Genomic DNA, 14708 nt, shown 5'->3' on the forward strand with positions numbered 1-14708 from the left:
AGGACTCTCCAAGAAGGAGATCATCCGCTGCCTCAAGCGCTACATCGCCCGAGAGATCTACAACGACTTGCGCAACCTCAATCAATAGGAGCATCAGTCGAGCCAGGGTGGTGGGCGTTCGGGTGGGGCGGGCCCGTGCCCGAACCTGCCGTCGGGATGTGTGCTGGCCTCGGACCTGAACGAGGGGCCGATCGCGGCGTCGACCCCGGTCCGCTCCCGTTGACCTGTCGACTGGTCGATTCGGTTGCGACCAGGGGCCGGCCGAGGTGACCGCTCGTGGCCGCTTCCGAACCCCGGGCTCAGGCCTGGGCGTGGCGGACGGCCCACCGGAACAACGGGAGCTGCATCGGCAGCCGCAGCCAGGTGAACGCCGCCACCGGGTTCGTGGGTGGGCCGGCGTCGAGGGCGGCCTTGATGTTGGCGGGGTAGACGGCGACGATCGTCGCCGCAGCCGCCACTCCGCCCACCCGCTCGGTCGACCGGCTGGCCAGCAGCGCCCCGCAGGCGATCTCCACGATGCCGCTGGCGATGGTCCAGAACCGAGGGCGCCCGAGGGGTCGGGGGATGATCTGGTCGAACGCCTTCGGCACGACGAAGTGCAGGACCCCGGCGCCGATCATCAGCGCGGCCAGGCCGAGGCGGCTGCGCCGGTGGGCGGGCGACTCGGCCAGCGCAGTGGCGATCGCCTCGTCCACCGTCACGGTGGGTTCCGGACGGTCTGCGGGTCGTGCCGCGGGGCCGGCGGACGGTCCGGGCCTCGGGTCGTCGGCCCGCTCCTCGTGCCCCGCTACGGGGGTGCTGGGGTCGCTCACGGCGGCACCGTAGCGTGCCCGCCCCCGGGCGCCCCACCCGCCGCGGTGTGGTTGACTCCACGGTCGCCGGCGCCGGTCGGCCAGCCGAGACCAGGGGGACCGTCGTGACCAACCCGATCGGAGCACTCACCGCCGCCGACGAGTGGTTCAGCCACCAGATCGCCGACACCTTCGCGGTGGTCGGGACAAGCGACCCCGCCTGGACCGAGAAGGTGTGCGCCATGGCCGCCGCTCGCGACGGCAGCCTCCAGCTCGGCTTCGGGATGGGCAAGTACACCAACCGCAACGTCACCGACGGCTACGGGGGCGTCTCCCGAGGTGTCGAGCAGATCACGGTGCGGGCCAGCCGCCGGCTGTCCGACGACCTGGTCACGATCGGCGCCGGCCCGCTGCACTACGAGATCGTCGATCCCTTGCGCCAGATCCGTTTCCTGCTGGAGCCCAACGACACTCAGCCCGTCGCCTTCGACTGGCTCTTCACCGCCTCGCTGCCGGCCACGCTCGAGGACCGCACCCACAACCGCCAGGGGTTCCGGGTGTCGGCGGACCTGGTGCGCTACCACCAGATCGGTACGGCCTCGGGATGGGTGGAGATCGACGGCGTGCGCACGGAGATCACCCCCGAGAACTGGGTTTCGACCCGTGACCACTCGTGGGGGGTGCGCTACGACGTCGGTGAACCGGCGAACGACCTCGAGCCGTCACGTGGCCTCGACGGCGGGACCTTCCAGTTCGTCTGGAGCCCCATCCTGATGGAGCGCGCCGACGGGAGCGTCTATGGGCTGTTCCTGAACGTGTCGAAGATGGCCTTCCCGGGGTTCGAGCAGAAGACCACGATGGCCATGGTCGAGCACCCCGACGGGCGCACCGAGCGCATCGTGGACCTCGAACCCGAGCTCACCTACGACCCCATGAACCGCCGCCTCCGGGGTGGCACCCTGCACGCCACCCTCGCCGACAGCTCCACCCGGGCCCTCGGCGTCGAGGTCGTCTCGGACACCGGGTTCCACCTCGGTGCCGGCCTCTACTTCGGCTTCAACGGCCACCACCACGGCGAGTGGAGGGGCGAGCTCCACGTGGAAGGCGAGCGCATCGACGACTGCACGACACCCGAGAACGCCAGACGGCTCCACCAGATCCGCGACACGGTGGTCCGCGTCACCGACCCGGTCGGCGGGGGCGTGGGCTACGGCAACATGCAGCCCATCGTCACCGGCGCCTTCCCCGACCTCGGCCTCGACGCCGACTCCTCGTTCATCTGAACCGGCGGGCCCGACCACCCGCGACGGACGCGATGACGAAGCTTCTGGTCGATCGGGGGGCCTCCTCGTTACGCTCGTAGGGACACGAGCAGGGGGAGGGGCCCATGACCGTGGAACACGATGCCTTGCCGGCCATCGTCGTGCTGAGCAGCGATGCGCGCACCCGTGCGGTGCTGGGCGACGAAGTGGCCAAGCGGTACGGCGCCGACTACCGGATCCTGGTGCTCGACGATCCCGATGAGGCACTCGGGCGTCTCGGGCGCATGCGCGACCAGGGGGAGGCGGTGGCGCTGGTCCTCGCCGGGCACGCGTCGGCTGAACCCGGTGGTTTGGCGTTCCTCGCCGCCAGCCGTTCCCTGCACCCCGCAGCCAGACGGGCGGTGGTGGTCACCTGGGGAGAGTTCGACCTGGCACGGGAGCTCTTCGCTGCCGTGGGTCGGGGCGACGCCGACTTCTACATGATCCGGCCCGAGAACGAGCGGGACGAGGAGTTCCACCGTGGCGTGACCGAGGCGCTCGAGGACTGGAACGCCGCCAACGGCGGGGGCTACGAAGCGGTGCAGATCATCGGCGAGTCGGCGTCGGCCCGCGGTTTCGAGCTCCGAGACACCTTCAGCCGCAACCACATCCCCGTCGCCTTCCGCGACGCTGCATCCGACGAGGGCCGGGCCCGCCTCCGAGATCTCGGCCTCGACGACCCGCAGCTCCCCGTCGTCGTGTTGCGCTTCACCCCGGAGAGCACGGTCCTGGAGGACCCCTCGGACCTCGAGATCGCCGACGCCTTCGGGATCATGGAGCCGCTGTCGTCCGACGAGCGCTTCGACGTCACGGTGATCGGGGCGGGCCCCGCCGGGTTGGCAGCGGCCGTGTACGCGGCGTCGGAGGGCCTGTCGACTCTCGTCATCGAGGCCCAGGCGGTGGGCGGCCAGGCGGGGACCAGCTCGCTCATCCGCAACTACCCGGGCTTCGAACGGGGGGTGAGCGGCCACAAGCTGAGCTTCAGCACGTTCCATCAGGCCTGGTCGCTCGGCGCCCGGTTCCACTTCATGCGCTACGCCACCGGGCTGTCCGCCGACGGCCATGACCGTATCGTGGACCTCTCCGACGGCGGACAGGCGCGCAGCCGCAGCGTCATCCTGGCCACCGGGGTCACCTATCGGCGACTGGGCGTGGAGTCCCTGGAGGACCTGATCGGGCGGAGGGTGTACTACGGCGCCGCCGTGTCGGAGGCGCCCGCCATGGCGGGTCGCTCCTGCATCGTGGTCGGGGGCGGGAACTCGGCCGGCCAGGCGGCGGTCCACCTGGGCCGGTACGCCGACGACGTCACCGTCCTCGTGCGGAGCGAGAGCCTCGCCACCAGCATGTCGGACTACCTGATCCGCGAGATCGACGCCGCCCCCAACGTCGAGGTCCGCTACGGCGCCGAGGTGGTCGGCGGCGGTGGCCCCGGTCGGCTGGACCACCTCGTCGTGCGGGACCGGGCGACCGGACAGGAGGCTCGGGTGGGTACCGATGCCCTGTTCGTGCTCATCGGCTCGTACCCGGGCACCGAGTGGCTGGCGCCTGCCCTGGCTCGCGACGAGTGGGGTTTCGTCTGCACGGGCCAGGACCTGCCTGCCTGGGACAACCGGGACCGGGCTCCCCTCCCACTCGAGACCAGTCTGTCCGGAGTCTTCGCGGCCGGCGACGTGCGACGCGGCTCGGTGAAGCGGGTGGCGTCGGCGGTGGGCGAGGGGGCCATCGCCGTGCAGTTCCTGCACGGGTACCTCGACGAGCTCCGCCGGGCGAGGGCGGGCACGACGTGATCCGCACGGTGCACCCGGGGTGGCGGCTGGTCTTCCCACCCTTCCTGGTCCTCACCGCCCTGTCCACCGTGATCCTCTACGTCAGCGCCACCGACACCGACGAGATCTTCGCCTGGACGGTACGGCCGCCGGTGTCGGCCGCCTTCCTCGGTGCCGGCTACGCCTCGGGGTTCGTCCTGATGGCGCTGACCGTGCGCGAGCGCGTCTGGGCCAACGCCCGGGTCGCCCTGGTGACCGTCCTGGTCTTCACGTTGTGCACCCTGGGAGCGACGCTCGCCCACGTCGGCAACTTCCACTTCGATCGCACCGGCCTGCCCCGGTTCGCGGCATGGTTCTGGCTCGCCGTCTACGTGGCGGTGCCGCTCACCATGTCGGTCGTGCTGGTCCTCCAGCTGCGGATGCCGGGAGGGGACCCGGAGGTCCGTCGACCGTTGCCGCCGGTGCTTCGCATCGTGCTGGCGGCGCAGGCGCTGGTGCTGGGCGTGGTCGGTGCCGCCCTTCTCCTGGACCCGACCCGGATGCAGTCCCTCTGGCCCTGGGAGCTCACCCCGCTCACCGCCCGAGCCATCGGTGCGTGGGCGTTCGCGCTCGGGGTGGCGGCCGCCATGGTCGTCGCCGAGCGCGATGCGTGGCGCCTCCGGGCCGCGGCGGTCACCTTCGTCATGCTCGGTGTGCTGCACCTCGGTGCGCTGGTGCGCTTCGACGACGACATCCGCTGGGGTGAACCCCAGACGTGGATCTACCTCGTCGTGGTGGCGAGCATGGTCGTCACCGGTCTGTGGGGGCGGATCCTGAGCCTCGGGACCCCGGCCGAGCCCCGTCCTCAGCTGTCGGGGACGAAGTAGGGGTTCAGCTCGACCTCGGTGGGCTGTTCGAAGAAGGCCCGCACCGAGACGACCTTGCCGTCGTCACGGACCTTCCAGATCTCGATGCTGTTCACCACCGCGTGCTCCCCGTGCACCTCCCCCTCGTTGCGCATGAGCACCACGGCCTCGTCGCCCCCGGTCACGATGCGCTCGGGGTGCAGCGTCCACACGCGGCCCTCCGTGAACGAGTTGTCCCACGAGCCCTCGGCGGCGGCCCGCCCGAGCTTCGGGGCCTTGCCGACCGGGTCCTCGAAGACGATCTCGTCGGCGAACAGCTCGAGCCACGCCGAGCGGTCCCGGGCGTTCCAGCGGGCCGCGTGCTGCTCGACGGCGGTGCGGGCCGGGTGCGAGGCGGCGGTCACTGCCCCAACCTCGTCGGCGCCGGCTCGGCCTGGTCGGACCGGTCGATGGCCCGCTGGTCGGTGCCCAGGTAGGAGGCGACGACGAGCGGGTTCTCGCGCACCTCGACCGGGGAGCCCTCGGCGATCACCTGACCGACCTCCAGGCAGTAGATGCGGTCGGAGATGGACATCACCATGGGCATGTCGTGCTCGATGATGAGGATCGAGGCGCCGAGCTCGGCCCGGATGCTGCGGATGAGCGGCCCGAAGGCCTCGGTCTCACGCTGGGCCACGCCGGCGGTGGGCTCGTCGAGGAGCATGAGCCGGCAGTCGAGGGCCAACAGCGCGCCGAGCTCGACGATGCGGCGGGTGCCCGTCGAGAGGTCGGCCATGAGCGAGTCGGCGTAGCGACCGAGCCCGAGGTGGTTGATGATCTCGTCGGCCTCGGTGCGCTTGCGTCGCTCCGCCCGTGGTGACGGGGGCAGGTACAGCATCGACGGGACGATCAGGCTGTGCTGGCGCGCCTCGAGCGCCACCATGAGGGTCTCGCGCACGGTCAGCGATGCGAACAGGCGGGCGTTCTGGAAGGCCCGCCCGATGCCGAGCCGGGCCCGGCGGTACGACGCCAGGTCGCCGACCTCCTTGCCGGCGATCCGGATCGAGCCGGTCGACGGCACGAACCCCGAGACGGCGTTCATCAGGGTCGACTTGCCTGCGCCGTTGGTGCCGATGAGCCCGACGATCTCGCCCGGCCGGACGTTCAACGACACCCGGTCGACCGCCCGGCGGACACCGAACTGGACCGACACCTCGTCGACGACGAGCGGGTCGACGTCGGTCTCGTCGTGGCGGGTGGCCACCGCGGCGAGGTGGCTGATGCCGGCCTTCTGGGCCTTGGCCGGCGGTGTCCAGCCCGTGCGCTTGGTGATGTAGCCGAGCAACAGGTCGCGCCCGGAGTGGACGATCGAGATCAGGCCACCGGGGAAGTAGAGCAGCACGATCAGCATGCCGATGCTGCTCGTGAGCAGGCGCACCTGGTCGGTGCCGTCGAAGATGATCGGCACGGCGACGATGAGCAGGGTGCCGAGCACCGCGCCGGTGATCGACGAGATGCCGCCGACCACGGCGATGGAGATGATCCGCAGCGACTCCTCGACGTCGAAGGTGAGCGGGTTCAGCGTGAACTGCCCGTTGGAGGCGGCGAGCGGGAGCAGGCCGCCGGCGAGGGCGGCCAGCCCGCCCGACACGGCGAAGGCGAGGATCTTGGTCTTGGTGGCCGCCACCGTGTAGGCGGAGGCGGTGGCCTCGTTGTCGCGCACCGCGATGATCGAGCGCCCGACGCCGGTCTTGCGGATCCGCCAGACCAGCACGAGCGCGACGATCGCCACCAGGAGCGAGAAGTAGTAGATCCCCTCGAAGTCGTTGCCCTTCACCTCCCAGAAGAGCAGCTGCAGCCCGGACCGACGGTTCACCTCCAGCTGGGCACCGCCCCCTCCCTCGGGCGCGAGCGTGTCGTTGAGGATCACGAAGTTGCGCACCGCCAGCGCGAAGCCGAGGGTGACCACCGCGAGGAAGAGCCCCTTGATGCGCAGGGCGGGGATCCCGATGACGAGCGCCACGAGCACGCCGACGAGGGCGCCGAGGGCCAGGGAGGCCAGGTAGGGCAGGTCCTGGGAGAAGTAGACGGTGGCATACCCGCCGATCGCCGCGAACCCGAACTGCCCGAGGGACAGCTGGCCCCCCCACCCGGTGAGCACCGTCGCCGACAGGGCCACGATGAGGTAGATGGGGATCGCCGAGAAGCGCAGGAAGTCGGTCGGCTTGTCGAGGAAGGTGGGCAGCAGCAGCGCTCCGACGACGAGGACGCCCACCCCGACGACCGTCGAGGCCTTGTAGAGCGGGTGGGCCCTCAGCTCCTCGCTGGCCGCCTTCAGCTTCGGGGTGAGCGACCAGTCGTCGCTGCCCATCCCGGCGCTGCGCCCGGCCAGCAGCATCAGCACGAGGAGCAGCACGAACACCGCGAACACGTTGGTGCCCGTGGGCACGTCGCCGGCCTGGGCCCAGGTGACGAACAGGGCGTCGAGGACGCCGACGACGATGCCGCCGACCACCGTGAGCCCGAAGGACCGCATCCGTCCGAACATCGCCGCGGTGAGCGCCAGGAGGAGCAGCTTGGGGCCGAGGGCCGTCTGGACGACGCCGATGTTGCCGCCCTGGAGCGGGGCGATGAGCAGCGCGCTGAACGCGGCGAGCAGGCCGGCGAGGGCCCACACCTTGGTCGACACGGCCCGCACGCTGATCCCGGCCAGCGCCGCTGACGGCGCGTTGTCGGCGGTGGCCCGGACCTGCTTGCCGAAGTGGCTGTTGGTGAGCAGCCAGCCGAGGAAGAGCATGAGCACCGGGACGGCGACGGCCACCGTGAGCTGCGGCCCGGTGATCGTGATCCCGAGGACCTCCCACGATCCGCTCAGCAGCACCGGGTAGCCGACCGACGTGGCCTGCTCCTCGGGGATGGGCAGGCGGAGCTGGAGGAGCTGGATGAGCTGGGTGATGCCCAGCGTCGCCACGAACAGCAGCAGCCGGGGCTGGGTGAACAACCGTCGCAGGATGAGCTCGGCGGCCACTCCGAGCGCCACGCCCGAGGCCAGCGCCAGGGGCACCGACAGTCCGTAGGGCACGTCGTAGCGGACGTAGAGCAGGGCCATCGCGTAGCCGCCGAAGGCGCCGATCTGGCCCTGCGCGAAGTTGATGACCCCTGTGGCCCGGTAGATGAGCACGAGGCCGAAGGCGACCAGGGCGTAGACGAGGCCCTGGAGGAGCCCGTCGAAGAGGATGTCGGCGCTGATGGTGAGGGCGAACATCGGCTCAGGCCCCTTCCCCGGAGAGGAACACCGCTCGGAGCAGATCGCCCCGCTCGAGCAGCTCCTGGGCGGGGCCTTCGAAGCGCACCCGGCCCCGTTCCATGAACACGGCCCGGTCGGCGACCGAGAGGGCCACGTTCACCGACTGCTCGACGATCACCATGGTCACCCCTTGCTGCTTCAGGCGCTCGACGACGCCGAGCAGCTCCTGGACGACGACCGGGGCGAGGCCCAGGGAGAGCTCGTCGATGAGGAGCAGCTCGGGCTCGAGCATCAGGGCCTTGCCGAGGGCGAGCATCTGTTGCTGACCGCCCGACAGCGAACCGGCGCGGTCGGCCATGCGGCTCTCGAGCTGCGGGAAGGTCTCGAAGACCCGGGCGACTGCGCCCGGTCGGTCGGCGTGGTCGGGGATCTGCCAGCTCCAGACGTCGAGGTTCTCCTTGACCGTCATCGACGAGAAGAGGGCCTCACCGCCCGGGATCTGCAACATGCCCAGCCCGACCCGGTACTGAGGATCGACGAGGGTGATGGTGCGCCCGTTCATGCGCACCACGCCCCGATCGGGCATCAACAGGCCGCTGACGGCGCGCAGGAGGGTGGACTTGCCGGCGCCGTTGGTGCCGAGCAGGGCGAGGGTCTCGCCCCGCTTGACCTCGAAGCTCACGTCGAACAGCACCTGCAGGTTGCCGTAGCTGGCGTCGACGTTGCGGACCTGGAGGACGGGGATGTTCTCGGGGTCGGCGGCCATGCGCTGCTGCTCGACCTGCATCTCGCGCAGCTCGTCGACCATCAGCGAGATGTCACGCTTCATGTACCGCGACCCGTAGATCACCAGCAGGCCGCCGACGAGCGCCGCGGGCGGCACCACGACGGTGAGGGCGGTGCGCTCGCCGAAGGCGTCGGAGAGCGCACCGGCGATCAGCCCGCCGAAGAAGCCGCCCATCAGGAAGATGTACACCCCGATCATGGCGAAGGCCTGGGCGCGCATCTGGTACGGGATGATCGCCGACACCGTCGGGCCGACCTGGGTGAAGGCCGCGCCCTGGCAGGCGTTGGCGATCGTGAAGAAGGCGATCAGGATCGCCGGCTGCTCGAATCGCAGCCCGATGGTGACGGCCGCGCCGTAGCAGAGGATGGCGATGCCCATGGCGGTGAGGGCCGAGCGGGGGTTGCGGCGGAACAGGCGGTCGCCGTAGCGACCGGCGAGGGGGATGGCCAAGAGCGCACCGGCCCAGGTGATCGAGCCGATCCAGCCGCGGGTGAAGGCGTCGTAGCCGTAGGAGTCCTCGAGGAGGAGGTTGAAGGCGCTCGGGACGGCGATGAGCGCGAAGCCGAGCACGCCGATCCCGGTGACGAGGAAGTAGAACGTGCGGACCTTCTTGAGGCGCTGGAAGGCGGCCGAGAGCCGGACCGGCCCGTCGGCGACGACCTGGGTGGTGTCGCTGCCGAACACCGCTTCGCGCTCGTTGCGTCCCCGTTCGGGTTCCTTCTCGCGGAGCAACAGGAGCACGAGGAGGCCGGCCGGGACGGCCAGCACCCAGAACGCCCACCGCCAGTCGTCGGCGGCGTTGCCGGCCAGCAGCACGACGAGGCCGGCGAGGAACGGGCCGATGACCTGTCCCGCCGGTCGGCCCCACGCCTCGGCGGCGAACACCCGGGTGCGGACGCCGATCGGGTACTTGTCGGCCACCAGCGAGGGGGAGATGGGGATCCGGGCCGCGCCGCCGAGGCCGGCCCCCACCCGGGCGATGCCCATCTGGAAGGAGTTGGCCACGGCGCCGGTGACCACCGCGAACACGCCCCAGAGGCCGGTGGCGGCGGCCAGGACCCTGGTGCGGCTGTAGCGGTCGGCCAGCCACGCGAACCACAGCGTCGACAGCACGAGGGCCACGCCGCCCAGGCTCTGGAGGCCGATCAGGACGGTGTCGGAGACGTTGAGCGAGTCCTGGATGTCCGGCCCGAGGACCTGGAGGGCGACCCGGTCGAACTCCTCGACGAGGTTCAGGAGCAGGAGCAACACGACCAGGCTCATGCCCGATCGGCCCACGCCCTCGCGCAGCGACATCGCCTCGGTCCCGACCCCGGGGAGCTGTTCGTCCGGGAGGACGTCGATGTCGTGCTCGGCGGCCCGCCGCGCCTCCTCCTCGTCGAAGATGACCGACGTCAGCGCCGAGAGGTCGACGCCCTCCCCGCTGTCGCCGCTGCCGGCGTCGTCGGTGCCGGCGTCGGCGTCGGTCGTCGCGTCCTCCACTCGTCCCCCAGTTCGGTTCGAACTCACGGCCCGTGGTCCGGGCCTCTCGCGGTGATGGTCGGCGACGATAACCCGCAGCCGGATTGACGTGATCCAGGCCTGTGACCGGTGCCACCCGCCCGCGAACTACAGTAGGTGACTCGGGTCACACCTCGCGCCGCCCGGCGCGGGCCCGTCACCTTCAGGGGGACACATGAGTCGGTACCGGTGGAGGGCGCTCGTCGCCCTGGTGATGGCGCTCGGACTGATCGCCGCAGCCTGTAGCAGCGACGACGAGGGTTCGAGCTCGGACACGACCGAGGCCCAGGAGCTCACCGCCTCCGACATCGGGGTGACGGCCGAGACCATCAAGATCGGCGTCGGCGTCGCCGACCTCGACGGCTTGCGGGCCAGTGGCATCTCCCTCCCCGCCGCGCTCACCACCGCCAACCTGTCGAAGCGCGTGACGTCGTACTTCGACGACTGGAACGCCGCGAACGGCATCAACGGCCGGATGATCGAGCCGGTCGTGCTCACGTGGGACCCCACCAAGCCGGCCACCCAGGACCAGTTCTGCGCGGAGGCCACCGTCGACAACGAGCTCTTCGCGGTCACCGTGTCGAGCGGCCTGAACAACAAGACCGTCGACTGCCTGCTCGACGCCGGGATGCTCACCTACTTCGGCGAGTTCGCCGCCCAGGCCTCCCACGACACCGGCCTGCTGATCACCATCCCGCCGCCCGTCGAGACCGCCGCCAGCGCGGGGGCGAACGCCGCCGTGGAGTCCGGCATCGTCACCGAGGGCGACGTCGTCGGCATCCTGGCCGGCAACGGCCCCGACCAGATCGCCGCGTCGGCAGCCGCCAAGCAGATCTTCGAGGACGCCGGCTACACCGTCGAAGCCGTCGAGGTGAACACCCTCCAGGGCGACGTCGGGGCCATCAACCAGGAGACCGGCGCCGCCGTCGGGACGTTCAAGGCCGCCGGGGTCACCAATGTGATGATCGTGCTGCCCTTCACCAACCAGGGTGGCTTCTATGACGCCGCCGGCACCGACTTCGAGATCACGGTGCTCGACACTGCGTCGGCCAACTGCACGCCCTTCGGCGCCAGCCGTGCCGCCGCGGGCGCTCTCGGCGCCACCTGCATCACCGTGTGGGACAACCAGAACACCGCCGACGGCGCGGTCCGCGAGGAAACCGAGTTCGAGCAGGAGTGCCGGGCGCACTTCGACGAGGTCTTCGCCGCAGAGTTCCCGACCGCCTCGTCGCCGGGTGTCCCCTCCGGTCAGGTCATCGACCTGCCCGACGGGACGCAGCTGAGCTCCGACTACGACGGGTTCGCCTGCACGCTGGCCAACATCATGAAGGGCTCGCTGGAGGGCGCCGGTGCCGACCTCACCCGTGAGTCGGCCTACGACGCCGCGCTGGCGCTCGGTGACGTGCCGATCGCGCTGGCCTCCGACGGCCAGGGCACGCTCGAGGAGGGCAAGACCTTCGCCTCGAACTTCGTGCACTCGGTCGTGCTGACCGCCGCCACGGTGGACACGCCGAAGACCGCGGGAGGCACGTTCGGGGGCTGCCCCGCCCCTGTCAACTGCTGGGTGCCGACGTCCGACCAGTGGTTCACCATCCCCCGCTAGGGCGAGCCACCGCAGGACCCGAACCGACGGGAGCCCCGGCCGTGCGCCGGGGCTCCTGCGCGTCACCGGCCGGTCACCGGGCATCCCTGCCCGCTCGTCGTTAGGGTTGAGGACGACGCCGAAGCTCGGGCGTCCGGCTCTCGGGGGGGAGATCGACATGGGTGGACGACGAGGTAGCGGCTTCGCCGTGCTCGCCGCGACGGTGCTCGTCATGGCGGCGTGCAGCAGCGACGACGGCGGTGGCGGGACGACGGCGACGGAGACGGCGAGCGAGGCGCGGACCGCGTCCGACGTCGGGGTCACCGCCGACACGATCAGGATCGGTGTCGGGGTGAGCGATCTCGACGGCTTGCGCGCCGGTGGCATCTCGCTCCCCGCCGCCTTGACGACTCGCAACATGTCGATGCGCGTCACCTCCTACATCGACGAGTGGAACGCTGCCGGGGGCATCAACGACCGGATGATCGAACCGGTGGTGCTCACGTGGGACCCCACGAAGCCCGACACCCAGGACCGCTTCTGCGCCGAGGCCACCGTCGACAACGAGCTCTTCGCGGTGATCGTGCCGATCGGGCTGAACAACCGCACGGTCGACTGCCTCCTCGACGCCGGGATGCTCACCTACTTCGGGGACTTCGCGGCGCAGGCCTCCCATGACACCGGCCTGTTGCTCACCGTGGCACCGCCGGTCGAGATCGGTGCGGCGGCCGGCACAAGCGCCGTCGTGGAGTCGGGCACCATCCCCGACGGCGACACCGTCGGCGTGCTGGCCGGGAACGGTCCGGCCGACGCTGCCGGTGCCGCCGCGACCCGCGAGATCCTCGAGGGGGCCGGCTACAACGTGGAGCTCGTGGAGCTGAACACCCTCCAGGGCGACGTCGGCGCCATCAACCAGGAGTCGGCCGCGGCGGTGGGCACGTTCCGGGCGGCCGGTGTGGGGCACGTGCTCATGCTCTTGAACTTCACGAACCAGTCGGGCTTCTACGATGCCGCCGGCACCGACTTCACGGTCACCGTGATCGACATCTCGCCGTCGAACTGCACCCCGTTCGGAGCGAGCCGCACCCCTCCGGCGGCCATGGGCACGACGTGCATCGCGGCGTGGGACAACTCCAACACCGCGGAGGGCGGGCTGCGGGCGGACAACCAGTTCGAGGCCGAGTGCCGTGCCCACTTCGACGAGGTGTTCGCCTCGGAGTTCCCGACCCCGTCGTCGCCCGGGGTCCCGTCCGGGCAGGTCATCACCCTCCCCGACGGCACCCAGCTCAGTTCGGACTACGCCTGGATGGACTGCACCATGACCAACGTGATGGAGCAGTCCCTGCGAGGCGCCGGGATCAACCCCACCCGGCAGTCCGCCCACGACGCCGCGCTGGCGCTCGGCGAGATGCCCGTGGCCAACGCCTCCGACGGTCAGGGGACGTACGGCCCGGGCAAGACGTTCCTGGCGGACTGGGTGCACCCCCTGGAGCTGACCCCGGCGTCGCTCGACACCCCGAAGAACGCCCAGGGCACCTACAACGGCTGCCCCGCCCCGGTGAACTGCTGGGTGCCGACGTCCGACCAGTGGTTCCCGATCGAGCCCTGAGCAGGGGCGCCGGCGGGGCGCCGGGAACGCCGGTTCCGGTCAGGCGATGACGCCGCGGTCGCGCAGGTCGGCCAGACGGGCGGCGTCGAGGCCGAGCTCGTCGCCCAGCACGGCGTCGGTGTGCTCGCCGAGCCACGGCATCCGCTCCTCGGGCCCGTCGGCCATCTTCGACAGCTTCACGGGGTTGCCGGGTGTGAGCACGGGATCGCCCCCGTCGGGGCGGGGGATCTCCACGAGCATGTTCCGCGCCGCGACGTGGGGGTCGTCGATCACCTGGGGGGCGGTGAGGCACGGCCCGGCGGCCACCCCCGCGTCGGCCAGCGCCCGACAGGCCTCGATGTTGGTCTTGTCGGCCGCCCAGGCGTCGATGCCGGGGCGCAGCACGTCGTCCATGTGCGCGCGCCACCCGGCCCGGGTGGCCAGCCGCTCGTCGGTCAGCCAGTCGGGCCGGCCCACCAGGTTGGCGAGCCGCTCGAACTCGTGCTCGCGCCCGACCTGCACGATGAACCAGCCGTTCGAGGCCTGGAACCCGTCGAGGATCATGGCGAGGCCCTGGCCCGGCTCGGGCCGCAGGCCCATCGACCAGAAGTTCGTGACGAGATCGGTCATGGCCACCATGGCGTCGAACATGGCCACGTCGAGGTACTGGCCCTCGCCGGTGCGGTCGCGGTGGCGCAGGGCGGCGAGCAGGCCGATCGTCGCGAACAGCGCCGTGCCGATGTCGCCGAGCGCCCCGACCGGCGACACCACCGGCGGCCGCCCCGGCTCGCGCTTGTAGTCGTAGATCCCGCTCATGGCCTCGGCGACGGCCGCGTAGGCCGGCCAGCCGTCATAGGGCGTCTCGACGGTGTTGCCGAACCCGGACACGGACACGTAGACGACCGCCGGGTGCACGACGGCGACGTCGTCGTAGCCGAGGCCCATCCGCCGGAGCGCCCCGCCCTTGAAGTTCTCCGCGACCACGTCGAACCTCGGGGCCAGGTCGAGGACGAGCTGGCGGCCCTCCGGGGCCTTGAGGTCGACGCAGATCGACCGCTTGCCCAGGTTGTTGCGCAGGAAGGTGGCCCCCACCGTGCGTCCGTCGGGGTCGGTGACCGACGGCTGGGACCCACGGCCGAGGTCACCGCCCTTCGTGCTCTCGACCTTGACGACGTCGGCGCCGAGGCGGGCCAGCAGCTGGGTGGCGTAGGGGAGGGCCTGCATCTGCTCGAGAGCCAGGACGCGAACCCCGTCGAGGGGGCGACCGAAGGGCAGGGCGTCAGCGTTGCCGATCTCTCCGAGTTGCATGGCGGCGACCCTAC

General features: G+C 71.0%; 10 protein-coding genes. 5 read left to right on the top strand and 5 right to left on the bottom strand.

What is annotated here, in order from left to right; genetic code table 11:
- Positions 1–299 precede the first annotated feature (299 nt).
- Positions 300–812, bottom strand: coding sequence for a hypothetical protein (locus MUE36_04340; GenBank protein ID MCU0310157.1), 513 nt, complete (start codon positions 810–812; stop codon positions 300–302).
- Between the two features lie 104 nt (positions 813–916).
- On the opposite strand from MUE36_04340, the gene MUE36_04345 reads away from it, so the two are divergent.
- The 3 genes from MUE36_04345 (at position 917) to MUE36_04355 (ending at position 4724) form a co-directional block, all read left to right on the top strand.
- Entirely contained in the window at positions 917–2074 is a 1158-nt protein-coding gene (locus tag MUE36_04345) for a hypothetical protein (GenBank protein MCU0310158.1), read from the top strand.
- Positions 2075–2178: 104 nt separating this feature from the next.
- Positions 2179–3879, top strand: coding sequence for an FAD-dependent oxidoreductase (locus MUE36_04350; GenBank protein MCU0310159.1), 1701 nt, complete (start codon positions 2179–2181; stop codon positions 3877–3879).
- Positions 3876–4724, top strand: a complete 849-nt coding sequence (locus MUE36_04355) for a hypothetical protein (protein ID MCU0310160.1) — start codon at positions 3876–3878, stop codon at positions 4722–4724. The genes MUE36_04350 and MUE36_04355 overlap by 4 nt, the downstream gene beginning before the upstream one ends.
- Here MUE36_04355 and MUE36_04360 read toward each other — a convergent pair.
- From MUE36_04360 to MUE36_04370, 3 genes are read right to left on the bottom strand one after another with little or no spacing between them, the layout of a single operon-like run.
- A complete protein-coding gene (locus tag MUE36_04360; GenBank protein MCU0310161.1) occupies positions 4703–5107 on the bottom strand; it encodes a nuclear transport factor 2 family protein in 405 nt (134 codons plus the stop codon). The two genes, MUE36_04355 and MUE36_04360, sit on opposite strands and share 22 nt — an antisense overlap.
- Complete coding sequence (locus tag MUE36_04365) at positions 5104–7947, bottom strand: branched-chain amino acid ABC transporter permease/ATP-binding protein (GenBank protein MCU0310162.1); 2844 nt, start codon at positions 7945–7947, stop codon at positions 5104–5106. The genes MUE36_04360 and MUE36_04365 overlap by 4 nt, the downstream gene beginning before the upstream one ends.
- 4 nt (positions 7948–7951) lie before the next feature.
- Positions 7952–10198 carry an ATP-binding protein gene (locus MUE36_04370; protein ID MCU0310163.1) on the bottom strand — a complete coding sequence of 749 codons (2247 nt, stop codon included), beginning with the start codon at positions 10196–10198 and terminating at the stop codon, positions 7952–7954.
- Positions 10199–10391: 193 nt separating this feature from the next.
- Between MUE36_04370 and MUE36_04375 the strand changes: the two genes are divergently transcribed.
- The gene (locus MUE36_04375; protein MCU0310164.1) at positions 10392–11819 is read left to right on the top strand and encodes a hypothetical protein; all 1428 of its coding nucleotides are present in this window, start codon (positions 10392–10394) and stop codon (positions 11817–11819) included.
- A gap of 157 nt (positions 11820–11976) precedes the next feature.
- A complete protein-coding gene (locus tag MUE36_04380) occupies positions 11977–13407 on the top strand; it encodes a hypothetical protein (GenBank protein MCU0310165.1) in 1431 nt (476 codons plus the stop codon).
- 39 nt (positions 13408–13446) lie between these two features.
- On the opposite strand, the gene MUE36_04385 is transcribed toward MUE36_04380, so the two are convergent.
- The gene (locus MUE36_04385) at positions 13447–14694 is read right to left on the bottom strand and encodes a CoA transferase (protein ID MCU0310166.1); all 1248 of its coding nucleotides are present in this window, start codon (positions 14692–14694) and stop codon (positions 13447–13449) included.
- Positions 14695–14708 lie beyond the last annotated feature (14 nt).

It is taken from the genome of Acidimicrobiales bacterium, from assembly GCA_025455885.1.
GTDB lineage: Bacteria > Actinomycetota > Acidimicrobiia > Acidimicrobiales > Acidimicrobilacustridaceae > Rhabdothermincola_A.